Below are 16,468 nucleotides of genomic sequence, written 5' to 3'. Positions count from 1 at the left end.
CATGAGCGTGCTCGAGCACACCAGGAGGCATTGTGAACAGCGATCGGGACAAGATCCGCGGCGGCTGGGACACACCCGTCGACGATCAGTCCGACGCGGAGTCCGCTGCCGAGACGACGGGCGAGTTCACCATCGACTACGCCCCGCCCGCCTGGTACACGCAGAACGCCTCCGGCAGCAGTCAGGACACGTCGGCCGCGCCGCCGGTGTCCACGCCTCCTCCGCCCGTGTCCACGCCGTTCTCGGGCGACGCCGAGCCCTCTGGGGGTGAGGCCGCGGGGGCGTCCGGCGCCGGTTCCGTTTCCGCCCCTGGTACTGGTTCCGGTACTGGTACTAGGGCGGGTGATTCCGGTCGTGTTCCCGCCCCTGCTCCCGTGACGGCCGTGCCCAAGCTTCCCGTCGGCAGCGGTTTCCAGCGGGACTGGACCGTGCCACCGCCCCCCACGGCTCCGCCCGTCTCCGGCGGGGCCTCGGACTGGAGCGGGGCCGTCGCCGGTGCCGGGGCCGAGGGCGGCGACCTGGAGAGCGGGGCGACCATGCGGTTCTCCGCTGCCGCGCTGAAGCGGGAGATGGCAGAGCAGGGCGCCGCCCGGCCCGAGGACCAGGCCGCCGGTGAGGCCGAGGAGGCTGGAGAGGCCCGGGAGGAGGGCGGTGCCGAAGGCTCGGCTGCGGTCGGGGAGCCTGCGGCTGCGGAGGACTTGGCCGCGGAGGACTTGGCCGCAAAGGGTGCGGCCGCGGAGGGTGCGGTGCCGTCCGGCGACGTGGCCTCGGGGGAGGCGGGCTCCGGTGCGGTGGCCTCCGACGAGGCGGGCTCCCGTGAGGTGACCTCCCATGCGGCGGCCTCCCGTGAGGCGGGCTCCAGCGAGGTGACTGCCAATGCGGCGGGCTCCAGCGAGGCGGCCTCCGGAGAGGTGGCCTCCCATGCGGTGGCCTCCGGCTACCCGGGCCCCGGGGATGCGGCGCCCGGGGAGGTGGCTTCCGTTGACGCGGCGTCCGATGCCGCGGCTTCGCAGGGCACACCTTCGCAAGGCACGGCCTCGCAGGGCACGCCTTCCACTGGCGCGGCGTCCGACGCGGCCGCTCCGCACGGCTCGGCCGCCACCGGCGCGGCGCCCGACGCCACCGCTCCCCAAGGCATGGCCCCCACCAGCACAGCCTCCGACGCCACCGCCCCCCACAGCACGGCCCCCACCAGCACAGCCTCCGACGCCGCCACCCCCCGCAGCACGCCTTTCGACGGCTCCGTGAGCGGTGCGGCTCAAGCAGGGGCTGCCGGTGAGGGCGAGGGCCGGGAGGGCTCCGCCCCCGCGGCCGCCGTGGACGCGCCCGCCTCCGCCCCGCCGGTCGACGCGCCACCGCCCACCGGGGCCCCCGTCGACGTCCCGCCCTCCTTCGGCACGGTCGCCGACACCCCGGCGCCCACCGGCCCGCCTGCCGACGTGCCGCCGACCGGTCCGCCCGTCAACCTGCCGCCTCCCACCGGGGCCCCGATCGTCGCTCCGCCTCCCACGGGGGTGCCCGTCGCCCCGGCCGAAGCCGTCGCTCCCCCGGCGGCACCGGAGGCCGCGCCCGCCGACGTACCCGACGCCGCGCCGCCCGCGTGGAGCCCGCCGCCCGCGCCGCAGGGCGGACTGCCGCCGCTGCCGCCCGCGTTCCAGCCCGCCGCACCGGCGGCCGCGCCGCAGTGGCCCGCGCAGAACCAGGTCGCGCCCCCTGCCACGCCGCAGGCCCAGGCCCAGCCGCCCGTCGAGCCCCAGGCCCCCGCGCCGGTACCGCAGGCCTGGAACGCGCCCACCGGGCCGGTCCCGCCCGCCGCACCGCAGGGCGGGTACGGCTTCCCCGCCTCAGCCGCGCCCGAGGCCGCCGCCGCGCCGCAGCAGCCGCAGCCGGGCTACGCCCATCCGGCCAACCCGCCTGCTCCCCAAGGCAGTTACGGCTTCCCCCAGGCCACTCCCCCGGCCCCCGTGCCCCAGCAGACCCCGCAGGCCCCGCAGGCCCAGCCGCCGCAGCCCGCCCCGCAGCCGCTCCCGCCCGCGCAGCCCCTGCCTCCCGTCCAGGCCGCGCAGGCGCAGCAACCCCAGCCGCAGGCGCCCGTCGACCCGCGCACCGGAACCGCCTGGCCGCAGCCCGTGCGGCACGATCAGCGCGAGCGCACCAACCCGGGGGCGCCGCTCGGGTACACCGCGGCCGTGGAGCTGTCCTCCGACCGGCTGCTCAACAACAAGAAGCAGAAGACCAAGAGCAGCCGTCCCGTAGGCGGCTCCCGGTTCCGGCTCGGCGGCAAGAAGGAGGAGGCCGAGCGGCAGCGGAAGCTGGAGCTGATCCGCACCCCGGTGCTCTCCTGCTACCGCATCGCCGTCATCAGCCTCAAGGGCGGCGTCGGCAAGACGACCACGACGACCGCGCTCGGCTCCACCCTCGCCAGCGAGCGGCAGGACAAGATCCTCGCCATCGACGCCAACCCGGACGCCGGTACGCTCGGGCGGCGCGTGCGGCGCGAGACCGGGGCGACCATCCGCGACCTCGTCCAGGCCATCCCGTACCTCAACTCGTACATGGACATCCGGCGCTTCACCTCGCAGGCGTCGTCCGGCCTGGAGATCATCGCCAACGACGTCGACCCCGCCGTGTCCACGACCTTCAACGACGAGGACTACCGGCGCGCCATCGACGTCCTCGGCAAGCAGTACCCGATCATCCTGACGGACTCGGGCACGGGGCTCCTCTACAGCGCGATGCGCGGGGTGCTCGACCTCGCCGACCAGCTCATCATCATCTCCACGCCGTCCGTGGACGGGGCGTCCAGCGCCTCCACGACGCTGGACTGGCTCTCCGCGCACGGGTACGCGGATCTGGTGCAGCGGTCCATCACGGTCATCTCCGGGGTGCGCGAGACCGGCAAGATGATCAAGGTGGAGGACATCGTGTCGCACTTCGAGACGCGCTGCCGGGGGGTGGTCGTGGTGCCCTTCGACGAGCACCTCGCCGCCGGGGCCGAGGTCGACCTCGACATGATGCGGCCGAAGGTGCGGGAGGCGTACTTCACGCTGGCCGCGATGGTGGGTGAGGACTTCACCCGGGCGCAGCAGGCACAGGGGCTGTGGACCTCGGACGGGAACCCGCCGCCGCGGGTGGCTCCGCCGCTGCCGGGGCAGCAGGGGCTGCCGGGGCAGCAGGGGCTGCCGGGGCAGCAGGGGCTGTCGGGGCAGCAGGGGTATCCCGTGCCGGGGGCCCAGCCGTACGGGGGTGCCCCCGGGGGCTACCCCCAGCAGCCCCCGCCGGGGCCTGGGCAGATGGCTCCACCTCAGCAGTAGCTCTCGTTCCACCCTTCGGGCCCGTGCCGTCACTCGGTGCGGGCCCGCCCCATTTGGGCGCATGCTTAGCCGAGCAGGGACGGGGAGGAACGGCTGACCAGGGCGTCACCCCCTGGCCTGGGAGGCTTCAGTGGTCTTGACCAATGCGGATGAAATCCCGGTCAACTCGTTATTTCCGCAGGCCACATGGGGTTCACCGGCCGTTGACGCGTGCAGACTGGCGCTGGTAGACACACAGCATCCAACGGGCCCTCCTTGATCGACCCCATGTACACCAGCCGTACTCAGTCGTAACCAGCCATCCCTGCGCGAGCGATGACGCGAGGTCACCGACCCATGGACACACGAGATCAGCACGGCAGAACCAGCACGAGCCGCTCCCGGCTCCTCGTCGCGGGCGGCGCCCTCGCCGCCCTCGGCCTCACGGCCGGGCTCGCGACACCGCTCAACCCGGCTCCGCAGCAGGCCCACGCCAAGGGCGACGGCAAGAAGACGCTCACCGTCGCGGTCGCGCAGAGCGTGGACTCGCTCAGCCCGTTCCTGGCCCAGCGGCTGCTCAGCACCAGCATCCACCGGCTGACGTACGAGTACCTCACGAACTACGACCCGAAGGACAACCACACCGTCCCGGGGTTCGCCACCGAATGGAAGCCGTCGGCGGACAAGCTCACATGGACGTACACCATCCGGTCCGACTCGACGTGGTCGGACGGGAAGAAGGCGACCGCCGAGGACGCCGCCTGGACGTTCAACAAGATCATGTCCAAGGAGGGCACGGCCACCGCCAACTCCAACTTCGTCACCAACTTCAAGAAGGTGACGGCACCCTCCCCCACCCGGCTCGTCATCGAGCTGAAGAAGCCGCAGTCCACGATGGCGGCGCTCGACGTCCCCATCGTGCCCAAGCACGTCTGGGAGAAGGTCGACGACCTCTCCAAGTTCAACAACGACAAGGACTTCCCCGTCGTCGGGAACGGCCCCTTCGTCCTCTCCGACTTCAAGGTCGACCGGTACGTGCGACTGAAGGCCAACAAGGACTTCTGGCGCGGGGCGCCGAAGTTCGACGAGCTGGTCTTCAAGACGTACAAGGACCAGGACGCGGCCGTCGCCGCGCTCAAGAAGGGCGAGGTGTCCTTCGTCGCCGGGCAGCCCGCACTCACGCCCGCGCAGGCGAACGGCCTCAAGGGCGAGTCCGACATCAAGGTGAACAACGGCCCCGGGCGGCGCTTCTTCGCCATCGCCACCAACCCGGGGGCGCGGACCCGGGACGGGAAGAAGTTCGGCGACGGCCATCCGGCGCTGCTCGACAAGCGGGTGCGGCAGGCCCTCTTCCTGTCCGTCGACCGCAAGACGATCGTGGACAAGGTCTTCCAGGGCAACGCCGTCGAGGGCGCCGGATACATTCCGCCGCGCTTCTCCGAGTACGCCTGGCAGCCGTCCCCGGACCAGAGGCTCGCGTACGACCCGAAGCGGGCCGCGGCCCTCCTGGACAAGGCCGGGTACAAGAAGAACAGCGGCGGCAAGCGCGTCGGCAAGGACGGCAAGCCCCTCGACTTCCGCATCCTCTGCCACGCCACCGACCCCAACGACAAGGCCGTCGGGAAGTACCTCAAGGAGTGGTGGGGCGACCTCGGCATCGGGCTCAAGGTGAACTGTCTCGACGACGTCTCCGTTCCCTGGTACGCCGGTGAGTACGACCTCGCCTTCGACGGCTGGTCGGTGAATCCGGACCCGGACTTCGTCCTCGGCATCCACACCTGCGCCGCGCTCCCCGAGAAGGCGAAGGAGAGCGCCGCCACCGACAACTTCATCTGCGACAAGAAGTTCGACGACCTGTACGAGAAGCAGCTCGCCGAGTACGACCCGGCCAAGCGCGCGGCGATCGTCCGGCAGATGCAGTCCTGGCTGTACGACTCGGGCTACATGAACGTGATGGCGTACCCGAACGCCGTCGAGGCCTACCGCACCGACCAGATCAAGTCCATCACCACCATGCCGGAGGCCGCGGGCAACATTTACGGCCAGGACGGCTATTGGAGTTGGTGGTCGGCGACCCCGGCGAGTGGGGACGGCAATTCCGATGGGGGCGGCTCCACCGGTGTCATCATCGGTATCGCCGTCGCCGCGGCGGTGGTCGTGGGCGGCGGAGCCCTGATCGCCCTGCGCCGCCGCTCGACCGCAGAGGACCGCGAGTAACGGATGACGAAGAACCCCGCGACCCACACCGCGAGCAGCGCATGACCGCGGCAGACAACAGCGCGGCGGCGCTCCTCGCCGCCGAGGCGGAGGACGCGGCGTCCGGCCCGGCCACACCGGCCGGCCGCCGGAGCCGCGGCCCCCGGGCCCGCAACACCACCGCCTATCTGACGTACGTCGCGGGCAAGCTCGGCGGCGCGCTCGTCTCGATGTTCGCCGTGCTCGTCACGAGCTTCTTCCTCTTCCGGCTCATCCCGGGCGACCCGGTGAAGCAGATGACCGGCGGGCGCCGCGTGTCGAGCGAGCAACTGGCGGCGATGCGCGCCGAGTTCGGCCTCGACGACCCGGTGTGGAAGCAGTTCACCGACTACTGCGGCAACGTCCTCACCGGGGACTTCGGCACGTCGTACCAGTTCCACGCCCCGGTCATGGACAAGATCACCGAGGCGCTCGGGCCGACGCTGTGGCTCACCGGGACGGCGTACGTCCTCTACACGCTCCTCGGCATCTGGCTCGGCACGCGCGCGGCGTGGCGCAACGGCCGGATCGGGGACCGGTTCCACACCGGGCTCGCCCTGACCCTGTACTCGGTGCCGTCGTTCTGGCTCGGTCTGCTGCTCATCATCACCTTCTCGGTGGGCGCGGGGCCGCTGCCCGGCCTCTTCCCGACCGGCGGCATGGAGAGCGGCGACGAGACCGGCGTCGCGTACGTGGTGGACGTGGCGCACCACATGATCCTGCCGGTGCTCACGCTCGTCGCCGTCGGATACGCGCAGACGCTGCTCGTCATGCGCTCCTCGCTGCTCGACGAGATGGGCAGCGACTATCTGACGACGGCCCGCGCCAAGGGGCTCAGGGACGACCTGGTGCGCCGCCGCCACGCCGTGCCGAACGCGCTCCTGCCGACGGTCACGCTGATGTTCGTGAACCTGGGCACCGTGGTGGCGGGCGCGATCCTCGTCGAGACCGTCTTCTCCTGGCCGGGCCTCGGCAGCCTGTTCTACCAGGCGCTGAGCGTGCCCGACCTGCCCCTGGTGCAGGGCCTGTTCTTCGTCTTCGCCACCGCGGTGATCCTCATGAACACGGTCGCCGACGTGATCTATCCGCTGCTCGACCCGAGGGTGGGACGATGACGACCGAGACGAGCGCCGCACCGGCCCCGGCGCCCCGCCCCCGCGCCCTCACCTGGGCGCGCCGACGGCACTCCGCGGCCCGCTTCTGGCGCGAGTACCGCACCCACCGGGCGGGGCTCTTCGGCCTCGCCGTGCTCGTCCTGATCTCGCTCGCCGCGGTCTTCGCGCCGCTGCTCGTCGGCTCGGACGCGGACAGCGTGACCCGGGCGCCGGGCGACGCCATGGAGTCCCCCAACGGCGAGTTCCCGCTCGGCACCGACCAGTTCGGGCGCGACCTGCTCGCGCTCCTGGTGTACGGGGCGCGGATCTCCCTCACCATCGGGCTGCTCGCCGCGTTCCTGTCCGTGGCCATCGGCACGGTCGTGGGCATCACGGCGGGGCACTACCGCGGCTGGTACGGGACGGTCCTGATGCGCGTCACCGACTGGTTCCTCGTGATGCCCACGCTGGTGCTCGCGATCGCCCTGGCCGTCGTGATGTCCGGCTCCCTGAGCACGATCATCCTGGCCATCGGCGTCACGACCTGGCCCACGACGGCCCGTCTGGTGCGCGCGCAGACGCTGGCGGTCGAGTCCCGCCCCTACATCGAGCGGGCCCGCGCCCTCGGCGGCGGGCACACCCACATCATGCTCCGCCACGTGCTGCCCAACGTCATGCCGCTGGTGCTCGCGCAGACGACCCTCGTCATCTCGGGCGCCATCCTCACCGAGGCCACGCTCGCCTTCCTCGGCCTCGGCGACCCGACCGCGGTCTCCTGGGGCGGGCTGCTCCAGGACGCCCGCGAGGCGGGTGCCGTCAGTGCGGGCGACTGGTGGTACCTGGCGCCGCCCGGCATCGCCATCGCCGTGGTCGCGCTCGCGTTCACGCTGTGCGGGCGGGCCGTGGAGTCCGTGCTCAACCCCAGGCTGGGGGTGTCCCATTGACCGCCGAACCAGAGGCATCCGTGACCACCGCGCACACCGCGACCGACCCCCCGGCCGCGGCCGGACAGGACGCCGGGCAGCCCCTGCTCGACGTCAGGAACCTCGAAGTGACGTACGCGTCCGGGGCCGCCGCCGTGCGCGGGGTCGACCTGACCGTGGGCGCCGGGCAGAAGCTGGGCGTCGCGGGCGAGTCCGGCTGCGGCAAGTCCACGCTCGCCCTGGCCCTGCTGCGGCTGCTGCCCGCCGGGACGAGGGTGACCGGGGAGGTCCTCCTCGACGGCGAGGACGTGCTCACCATGAAGTGGGGCCGGGTGCGCGCGGTCCGCTGGGCGGGCGCCTCCGTGGTCTTCCAGGGCGCCATGCACTCGCTGAACGCGGTGCACCGCATCGGCGACCAGATCGCCGAGCCGATCCTGCTGCACAAGAAGGCGACGCCGGCGGGCGCCAAGAAGAAGGCCCGTGAGCTGCTGGAACACGTGGGCCTTCCGGGCGCACGCGCGGACGCCTATCCGCACGAGCTGTCCGGCGGCCAGCGCCAGCGCGTGATGATCGCCATGGCGCTCGCCTGCGATCCGCGCCTGATCATCGCGGACGAGCCGACGACCGCACTCGACGTGATGATCCAGGCCCAGATCCTGCGCCTGATCGAACAGCTCGTGGCCGAGCAGGACCTCGGCCTGATCATGATCAGCCACGATCTGGCGGTGCTCGCCGACACCTGCGACCGGCTCGCGGTGATGTACGCGGGCCGCGTCGTCGAGGAGGGCCCGGCCCGGGAGGTGTACGAGCGGGCCCAGCACCCGTACGGCAAGGCCCTCTCGGCGGCCTTCCCGCGCGTCGGGGACCCCGGCTCGCGGTACGCGCCGCGCGGCCTGCCCGGCGACCCGCCGGACCCCTCGGCGCTCCCGCGGGGCTGTACGTTCCATCCGCGCTGCCCGGTGGCCCTCGACTCCTGCGCCGAGCAGGACCAGGCCCTGCGCGCCGCGGGCCCGGCCCACCGGGCGGCCTGTGTGCACGTGGGCTCCCAGGTCCCCGCCCAGCAGGCCCCGGCGGCCGTGGACGGGGCGCCGTGACCGGGCCGCGCACCCCGATCCGCCCGCCCTGGCCCCCGGCCGCGAGGAGACGCGCATGACCACCCACTCCCCCGCCACGCCGCCCGTGCCGTCGGCGGCAGCGGCGCCGCTGCTCGCGGCCGACGACCTGCACATCACGTTTCCCGGGCGGCACGGCGCGGATCCGGCGCGGGCCGTGGACGGCGTGGACCTCCACATCCGGCCGGGCGAGATCGTGGCGCTCGTCGGCGAGTCCGGCTGCGGCAAGACGACCCTCGCGCGCTCGCTGCTCGGCCTGGTGCCGCCCACGTCGGGCCGGGTCACGTTCGGCGGCAAGCCGCTCGGCCACCGCTCCCGCGCCCTGAAGGCGTACCGCAAGCGCGTCCAGCTGGTGCTCCAGGACCCGAGCGGGTCGCTCAACCCGCGGCACACGGTGTACGAGGCGGTCGCCGAGGGCCTGCGCATCCACCGGTACGCGGGGGACGAGCGGGCGGCCGTCGCCGAGGCCCTGTCACGGGCGGGGCTGCGCCCGCCGGAGCGGTTCTTCCTGCGCTATCCGCACGAGCTGTCCGGCGGCCAGCGCCAGCGCGTCGTCATCGCGGGCGCGCTGGTCCTGGAGCCCGAACTCATCGTCGCGGACGAGCCGGTGGCCTCCCTGGACGCGTCCGTGCGCGGCGAGATCCTCGCCCTGCTGCTGCGGCTGCGGGACGAGCTCGGCCTCTCCGCGCTCGTCGTGACCCACGACCTGGGCCTGGCCTGGAACATCGCCGACCGGGTGGCGGTGATGTACCTGGGCCGCATCGTCGAGACGGGAGCCGTCGAAGAGGTCCTGACGGCCCCTCAGCACCCGTACACGAAGGCCCTGTTGTCGGTTCTGCCGGAGGCGGAGGGCGAGCCCGTGGTGCTCACCGGCGAGCCCCCGGACCCGTCCCGCGTCCCGTCGGGCTGCCGCTTCCACGTCCGCTGCCAGGTCCTCGCCAGCGGCGAGGCGGAGCGGGCGGGGGTGGCCCGGGACTGCCGTACGAAGGACCTGCCGGTCCTGTCGGGCGGGGGCGACCCCCAAGTGGCCTGTCACTGGGCGACGGCGAGCGACCCCCACAGCCCGTCCGGCGTTTGAGGACGAGCCCGAAGGGCGATGAACCTCAGCCCCGGTCGGCCTCGTAGCCCTCGACGAGCGCCCGGGCCTGCTTGACGTCGTCGCCGATGGCGACCAGCAGCGCCTCGATGGACTCGAACTTCGCCTGCCCCCGCACGAAGGCCAGGAAGTCCACGGCCACGTGCAGCCCGTACAGGTCGAGGCCCACGCGGTCGATGGCGTAGGCCTCGACCGTGCGCTCGGTGCCGTCGAACTGCGGGTTCGTGCCGACGGAGATGGCCGCGGGCATGGCCTCGCCCTGGGCGTGCAGCCAGCCCGCGTACACGCCGTCGGCGGGGATCGCGGTGTGCGGCAGCGTCTCCACGTTGGCCGTGGGGAAGCCGAGCTCGCGGCCGCGCTGGGCGCCGCGGACGACCACGCCCTCCACGCGGTGCGGGCGGCCGAGGATCTCGTGGGCGCCCGCGAGGTCGCCCTCGGCGATGAGGCGCCGGGTGAGCGTCGACGAGAACGGCTCGCCGCCGCCCGCCGCGCCGCTCACGTACAGGTCGACGACCTCGACCTCGTAGTCGTACGTCTCGCCGAGCTCGGCGAGGACCTCCACGTTGCCCGCGGCGCGGTGCCCGAAGCGGAAGTTGGGGCCTTCGACGACGGCCTTGGCGTGCAGCTTGTCGACGAGGACCTTCACCACGAAGTCGGCGGGCGACAGCTTCGAGAACTCGGTCGTGAACGGCAGGATGAGCACGGCGTCCACACCGAGGTCGGCCATCAGCTCGGCGCGCCGGTGGTGGGGGGCGAGCAGCGGCGGGTGGCTGCCGGGGCGCACGACCTCGCTGGGGTGCGGGTCGAAGGTGACGACCACGGCGGGCACGCCGAGCTCGCGCGCGCGGGCCACCGCGCGGCCGATGATGAGCTGGTGACCGCGGTGCACGCCGTCGTAGGAACCAATGGTGACGACGCTGCGCCCCCAGTCCTGGGGAATGTCCTCCAAGCCACGCCAGCGCTGCACTGTCTTCGCTCCTCGCCGAACCCGTGTACGTCCCGTACGTGTGTACGTTCCCTTGCCGATTGCGCAGGTCTAAGAGTGCCATGCCGACACGTTGTCGCTCGCATCGGCCGGGGTGGTGGTGCTCACGCCGACTTGGGGAGCTCACGCCGACACGGGGACGGCGTCCGCGACCCCTTCGACGGTGCGGCGGGCGCTCGGGCCGATGAGGGCCGCCCAGTCCTGCGGGGCGTCCGCCATCCAGCGGGCGAGGCGCCCGGCGAACCCCGGCGCGCGCCGCGCCAGGTCCACCAGGACGCGGTCGAAGCGGATCGCGCCCTCCGGCGTGCGCCCGAGCAGCAGGCCCGCGCGCTGCACCAAATGCCGGTCCCGCTCGGCGTCGCCGCCGCGCTCGCCGACCGCGCGCAGCACGGCCTCGACGACGTCCGGGTCCCGCTCCTGGGCGAGCAGCAGGTCGAGCAGCTCCGCGCGCAGCGGCCGCGAGGCCTGGCCGCCGGGCGCCGCGAGGACCGGCGCGAGGGCACGGCGCACCTGGGTGGCGCCGCTCCGCAGCAGCGCGGTGACCGTCGGGAACAGCACGGCCCGCACGCCGGGGCCCCGGTCGAGGAGCAGGTCGACGTAGGTGGCCACGGCCCCCGCGGACTCCGGGCACTGCTCCGCGTGGTCGCGGACCAGGGCCGCGACGCGGCGCGCCAGGGCGGGCGAGGTCACTCCCGCGAGGTCCCGCAGCAGGTCTCCGGCCGCCGTGCCGGGGCCGTGGAGGCGGGCGCGGAAGGCCGCGAGCACCGGATCGGGGTCGGTGGTCAGGGCCGCCGCCAGGGCGCTCCCCGGCAGCCACGGGTCGCCCGCCGCGAACGCCTTCAGGGCGGTGGGCAGATGCCGGGCGCGGGTCTGCGGGTCCCGTACGAGCAGGGCGAGCGCCGCGCCGTGCAGGGAGGCGTCCCCCGGGCGGGCGAGCAGCGCGTAGGCCGCGTACCGCAGCAGGGTGCGGTCGGCGTCGCCGGTGGCGTGCCGGGCGGTGCGCAGGCCCCAGACCACGGCGGCCACGCGGCGCGCCGCCCGGTCGTCGCGCGCCCAGCGGTCGACGGCGCGGCACACCGCCGAGGGCTCGTCCTCGGCGAGCGCGCCGAGGAGTTCGTCGGCGCGGGTGTGCGCGCAGTCGGCCAGGGCTTCGGTGAGGTCGTCGATGGCGCGGTGCCGGTGGGTGTGCAGCAGGGCCTGCGCGGCGGAGGCGACGGTGGCGTCGGGGGTGGCCCGCAGGGGGCTCTCGTCGGTGAACCAGCGCGTCAGGTGGCGCTGGACGGCGCCGGGGTCGGCGGCGAGGTGCTCGGCCACCGCGTCGAGGACGCGGCCCGGCGTGCCGGGCGGGCCGTCGTGGGGCACGACGGCCCGCAGGAGGTCGTAGCGGGTGGCGTCGGGCAGGGGCAGGGTCATCCAGAAGGCCGGGGGGAACCGCCGGTGCGCGGCGATCTCGCGGAGCACGTCCAGATACGGGCTGGCGTCGGGGACGCGCAGGAGGACCTCGCCCAGGAGGTGCCTGGCCCACCAGGCGGCGTCCTGGGCGCCCTCCGGTGGCGCGGCGCCGCGGACGGCCGTCGTGCCGAGCGCCTCGACGGCGGCCGCCAACCGGGCCAGGCACACGGCGAGTTCCCCCGCGCCCCACTGCCGCTCGACGAGCAGCAGCGCTTCGAGCACGGGGCCGATCCGGTGCCGGGGCACCGGCAGGGAGCGGGTGGCCGGGGCCGGGCCCTCGGCGTGGCGGAAGACGAGGGACGTCAGGGCGCCCTCCACGTCCAGATGGGTGCCCTGGAGCCAGTCGGCGACCTCTTCGTGCGCGAAGCGGTACCCGGTGCCCGCGGGGACCATGAGGCCTTCCGCGAGGACCGCGGAGGCCCAGCCGGTGCAGCCGTCGGGCCCCGGCAGGGAGCCCCACGGGAAGACCTCCTCGAACGCGGCCCGGTCGAGCTCCCCCTGCCCCGGCCCGAGGCACCGCCGCGCCGCCTCGTGGACCTGGCCCGCCACCCGTGCGGCGAGCCGGCGCACGGCCGTCCCGCGCAGTCCGTTGGCCGCGGCGAGGCGGACGGCGACGCGCAGGCTCATCAGGTCCAGATGGGCGGCGAGGATCTCCTCCCGTCCGGGCCGTCCCGGCGGCTCGCCGGGCAGCGCGGCCCGGACCTCGGAGAGCAGCCGCAGCGCGAGGGGGTGCCGGGCGTCGGCGGCGGCGAGGGCCGCGTCCGGGATGCCGTAGCGCGCGCGGGCCCGGCGCGCCTGCGGCTCCGGCAGGTCCCCGAGCCGTACGCAGCCGGGCAGCGCGTCCCCGAGGGCGCCGGGAACGCCCGGCCCCGGGCGGCCGGCGGCGGTCTGGGCCCCGGTGTGCAGCAGGGCTGCGGGGAAGTGCTCCCCGGCCCGCTCCCAGTACTCCGCACGGCAGGCGACGACGAGCCGCGCCCCGGTGTCCCGCAGCCATCCGGCGGTGCCCGTGCTCCATTCGGCGAGGCGGTGGGCGAGGACGGGCGGCATCTCCTCGGGCCCGTCGAGCAGCAGGAGCAGGGGCCGCCCGGCGTCCCGGACGAGCCGTGCGACGCGGCCCGCGGAGATGTCGCCGAGGCCTTCGCCCGCCGGGTGGTTCTCGTCCGAGGCGGCGATGATGCGCCCGGCCCGCTCCAGGGCGCGCGCCACCGCGTCGGCCACGCAGGTGTCGGCGTCGCGCAGATCGGCGCCGCGCAGCCACAGGGTGGGCGCGGGCGCGCCGCCCCGGGCGCGGCGGGCGGCGAGCGCGGCCAGCTCCGTGGTCCGCCCGGTGCCGGGGTCGCCGACGAGCCCGAGGACGCGCGCGGGGCCGCTGGTGAAGTCGGTGAACTCCCGTGCGGTGTCGGGCCGTTCGACCAGCTCGGGCCCGGGGGCGGCGGGGCCGTCGGAGCCCACGGAGGTGGCGGTCAGCTGGAGCGCGCCCGCGAGGTTCAGATCGGGCCCGTAGGCGGGCACGGTGGCCGCGTTGCGGGCGAGGAGCGCGGCGAGGGGTCCGTCCGGGTCGGCGGCGGCCGCCTCCCGCAGCGGCACCGCGAAACCGGCGGCGCGGTGCGGGGCGTGCACGGCGGTGGCGAGGACGGCGAGCACCGCGCCGGACGCGGCGTCCACGACGGGCCCGCCCGCGGCCCCGCCGCCGAGCCGCAGGGCGTCGGCGCCGTCCGTGCCGATGGCGAGCTCCATGGCGGCGTCCAGGACGTGGAAGCGGTCGGTGGCGGCATAGGTCACCGAGGCGGAGTCCAGGACCCGCGCCTGCCGCCAGCCGCCCGCGGCGATCCGTACGTACGAGCCCACGGGCACGGTCCCGCGCACGGTGACGGGCAGCGGCCTGAGGCCGAGGCCCTCGGTGCGCACCAGCGCCAGGTCGGCCCCGGGGAGGGCCGTCACGGCGTCGGCGGCCACGACGCAGGTGCGCTCGCCCGCCGCGTGCAGCACGATCCGGGCGAGACCGTCGACGGCCTCGTGGCTGGTGATCACGGTGCCGAGGTCGTCGGCGGCGAACCCGGCGCCGCGCGGGCGCCCCGCCAGGTCGCAGATCCGTACCAGGGACCACCGGGGCCCGCCGCCGTCGACCGGCTCCGCGGCCGCCCCGCTCCGGCCCCGGGCCCGGTCCCCGCCGCCCCGGGCCCGCGGGCCACGTCCCGCCATGCGCGCACCTCCCCGACCGCTTCCCGACCCCCGTTCCTCCGACCGTAGGTCGGCGGTGATCAGCGGGACAGAACGCGAGCCGAACGCGCCCCCTTCCGCTCCCGTGGTTCACTCCGAGCGCCTGCTCATAGGGGTGAAAGCCCGGGTGGGCGTGGATAGACCTTCCTTGGGGGGGATTGTGGAGCGGCGGACAGTCGTCCGCCGCTCCACAGCGCGAAAGGCCAAGTGCCGTCAGGCCCAGCAGCCTTGAGCGGCGCTCAAAGCGCCGCTCCCCGGCAGGCCCGCGCGAGGGCCGTCAGACGAACACGGCGAGGCTCTTGGCCTTGCCGCGCGACTCCTCGGCCAGGACCACGAACTGTCCGTCGGGATCGAAGACGGCCACGGCCCCCGCACCCGCGTACTCCTCGGGCATCTCGATCCGCACGCCGTTGACGAGCAGCCGGGCCCGCTTGGCGTCCACGTCCCAGCGCGGGAAGGCCGCGCCGGCCGCGTCCGCGACCGGCATCACCGTCAGCTCCTCCTGGAGCTGGTCGAGGGTCCGCGCCGAGTCCAGCTTGTACGGGCCCACGCGGGTGCGGCGCAGCGCCGTGAGGTGCCCGCCGACGCCGAGGTCCGCGCCGATGTCCCGGGCGAGCGCCCGGATGTACGTACCGGAGGAGCAGACCACGGACACGACCAGGTCGAGCACGGGCGTGCCGTCCTCGGCGACCGCGGCGCGGACGTCGTACACCTGGAAGGACGACACCGTCACCGGCCGGGCCGGGATCTCGAAGTCCTCGCCCTCGCGCGCCCGCTTGTACGAGCGCTTGCCGTCGATCTTGATGGCGCTGACCTTCGACGGCACCTGCATGATGTCGCCGGTGAGCTTGGCGACGGCCGCGTCGACGGCGTCCCGCCCGATGCCGGAGGCGTCGGTGGAGGCCGTGATCTCGCCCTCGGCGTCGTCGGTGACGCTGGACTGGCCGAGCCGGATCGTGCCCAGGTACTCCTTCTCCGTCAGCGCCAGATGGCCGAGGAGCTTGGTGGCGCGCTCGACGCCGAGCACGAGGACGCCCGTGGCCATCGGGTCGAGGGTGCCCGCGTGGCCGACGCGGCGGGTCTTGGCGATGCCCCGCATCTTGGCGACCACGTCGTGCGAAGTGAAGCCGGACGGCTTGTCGACGATGACAAGTCCGTCCTCCCGTCTCCCACCGCCGCCCTTGTCTGTGAGCGCTGCGCGCTCGCCCCTCTCGTCCGTGGTGGTGGTGCGCTTGGTCATGAGGCGGCGTCGCCGTCCGTTTCCTCGTCCTCACCGGGCTTGCGGTACGGGTCCGCCTCACCGGCGAAATCGGCGCCCGCGGAGGCCTCGCGGACCTTCGCGTCCGAGGCGCGCGCCCGGTCGAGGAGGTCCTCGATGGCCCGCGCGTTGTCGGGCAGCGCGTCCGCCACGAACGTCAGCGTCGGCGTGAACTTCACACCCGCCGCGCGCCCGACCTCGGAGCGGAGGACGCCCTTGGCGCTCTCCAGGCCCGCGGCCGCGGCCGCGCGCTCCTCGTCGTCGCCGTAGACCGTGTAGAAGACGGTCGCCTCCCGCAGGTCACCGGTGACCCGGGTGTCCGTGATGGTGACATGCGTGCCGAGCCGCGGGTCCTTGATCCCGCGCTGCAGCTTCTGGGCCACCACCTCTCGGATGAGGTCCGCCAGCCTCTTCGCCCGCGCGTTGTCGGCCACTGCTCCGTCTCCTTCTGTGCTGTGCTCGTCGCTGGTCGTTCAGGGGGTCATTCGTCGTCGTCACCGTGGAACCGCCGCCGTACCGACAGCAGCTCCACTTCGGGCCGGGCGGCGACGAGCCGTTCGCACCGGTCCAGTACCTCGGTGAGGTGCGCCGCGTCCCCGGAGACCAGCGCGATGCCGATCTCACTCCTGCGGTGCAGTTCCTGGTGGCCGACCTCGGCCGCGCTCACCGCGTACTTCCGCTGGAGTTCCGCCACGATCGGGCGGACGAGGGAGCGTTTCTCCTTCAGCGAATGTACGTCGCCGAGGAGCAGGTCGAAGGACAGCGTCCCCACAAACATGTGTGCCCGGATAACCCGCCGG

At 74.2% G+C, this 16,468-nt stretch carries 11 protein-coding genes; 6 read left to right on the top strand and 5 right to left on the bottom strand.

The features are described 5' to 3' along the window. Positions 1-32 precede the first annotated feature (32 nt). From C9F11_RS29655 to C9F11_RS29630, 6 genes are all read left to right on the top strand, one after another. Positions 33-3,314, top strand: coding sequence for an SCO5717 family growth-regulating ATPase (locus C9F11_RS29655; RefSeq protein WP_138962136.1), 3,282 nt, complete (start codon positions 33-35; stop codon positions 3,312-3,314). A 336-nt stretch (positions 3,315-3,650) separates the two neighbouring features. Then, the gene (locus tag C9F11_RS29650; protein ID WP_138962135.1) at positions 3,651-5,510 is read left to right on the top strand and encodes an ABC transporter substrate-binding protein; all 1,860 of its coding nucleotides are present in this window, start codon (positions 3,651-3,653) and stop codon (positions 5,508-5,510) included. Positions 5,511-5,551: 41 nt separating this feature from the next. Then, the gene (locus C9F11_RS29645; RefSeq protein ID WP_138962134.1) at positions 5,552-6,643 is read left to right on the top strand and encodes an ABC transporter permease; all 1,092 of its coding nucleotides are present in this window, start codon (positions 5,552-5,554) and stop codon (positions 6,641-6,643) included. Beyond that, positions 6,640-7,566, top strand: coding sequence for an ABC transporter permease (locus tag C9F11_RS29640; protein WP_138962133.1), 927 nt, complete (start codon positions 6,640-6,642; stop codon positions 7,564-7,566). Before C9F11_RS29645 ends, C9F11_RS29640 begins: the two co-directional genes overlap by 4 nt. Before the next feature lie 83 nt (positions 7,567-7,649). Then, positions 7,650-8,639, top strand: a complete 990-nt coding sequence (locus C9F11_RS29635) for an ABC transporter ATP-binding protein (RefSeq protein ID WP_138967130.1) — start codon at positions 7,650-7,652, stop codon at positions 8,637-8,639. A 55-nt stretch (positions 8,640-8,694) separates the two neighbouring features. After that, entirely contained in the window at positions 8,695-9,735 is a 1,041-nt protein-coding gene (locus C9F11_RS29630) for an ABC transporter ATP-binding protein (protein WP_138962132.1), read from the top strand. 25 nt (positions 9,736-9,760) lie between these two features. On the opposite strand, the gene C9F11_RS29625 is transcribed toward C9F11_RS29630, so the two are convergent. The 5 genes from C9F11_RS29625 to C9F11_RS29605 form a co-directional block, all read right to left on the bottom strand. Then, positions 9,761-10,720 (bottom strand): bifunctional riboflavin kinase/FAD synthetase, encoded by a 960-nt coding sequence (locus C9F11_RS29625; protein ID WP_138962131.1) that lies wholly within the window; start codon positions 10,718-10,720, stop codon positions 9,761-9,763. 141 nt (positions 10,721-10,861) lie between these two features. Beyond that, positions 10,862-14,392, bottom strand: coding sequence for a serine protease (locus C9F11_RS29620; RefSeq protein WP_249401927.1), 3,531 nt, complete (start codon positions 14,390-14,392; stop codon positions 10,862-10,864). A gap of 295 nt (positions 14,393-14,687) precedes the next feature. Beyond that, complete coding sequence (gene truB / locus C9F11_RS29615) at positions 14,688-15,650, bottom strand: tRNA pseudouridine(55) synthase TruB (protein ID WP_138962130.1); 963 nt, start codon at positions 15,648-15,650, stop codon at positions 14,688-14,690. Further along, positions 15,647-16,102 (bottom strand): 30S ribosome-binding factor RbfA, encoded by a 456-nt coding sequence (rbfA, locus tag C9F11_RS29610; protein WP_138962129.1) that lies wholly within the window; start codon positions 16,100-16,102, stop codon positions 15,647-15,649. Before rbfA ends, truB begins: the two co-directional genes overlap by 4 nt. Positions 16,103-16,149: 47 nt before the next feature. Next, positions 16,150-16,446 (bottom strand): DUF503 domain-containing protein, encoded by a 297-nt coding sequence (locus C9F11_RS29605; protein ID WP_138962128.1) that lies wholly within the window; start codon positions 16,444-16,446, stop codon positions 16,150-16,152. Between the last annotated feature and the right edge of the window lie 22 nt (positions 16,447-16,468).

Source organism: Streptomyces sp. YIM 121038, from assembly GCF_006088715.1.
Lineage (GTDB): Bacteria > Actinomycetota > Actinomycetes > Streptomycetales > Streptomycetaceae > Streptomyces.
The sequence above is the reverse complement of the archived record's forward strand: the minus strand, read 5'-3'. Positions and strand labels throughout refer to the sequence as shown.

Bases quoted from the DNA above. Each gene is read 5' to 3' on its own strand.
- C9F11_RS29650 (WP_138962135.1), top strand. From the start codon at position 3,651: ATGGACACACGAGATCAGCACGGCAGAACCAGCACGAGCCGCTCCCGG.
- C9F11_RS29645 (WP_138962134.1), top strand. From the start codon at position 5,552: ATGACCGCGGCAGACAACAGCGCGGCGGCGCTCCTCGCCGCCGAGGCG.
- C9F11_RS29640 (WP_138962133.1), top strand. From the start codon at position 6,640: ATGACGACCGAGACGAGCGCCGCACCGGCCCCGGCGCCCCGCCCCCGC.
- C9F11_RS29630 (WP_138962132.1), top strand. From the start codon at position 8,695: ATGACCACCCACTCCCCCGCCACGCCGCCCGTGCCGTCGGCGGCAGCG.
- C9F11_RS29620 (WP_249401927.1), bottom strand. From the start codon at position 14,392: ATGGCGGGACGTGGCCCGCGGGCCCGGGGCGGCGGGGACCGGGCCCGG.
- truB (WP_138962130.1), bottom strand. From the start codon at position 15,650: ATGACCAAGCGCACCACCACCACGGACGAGAGGGGCGAGCGCGCAGCG.
- C9F11_RS29605 (WP_138962128.1), bottom strand. From the start codon at position 16,446: ATGTTTGTGGGGACGCTGTCCTTCGACCTGCTCCTCGGCGACGTACAT.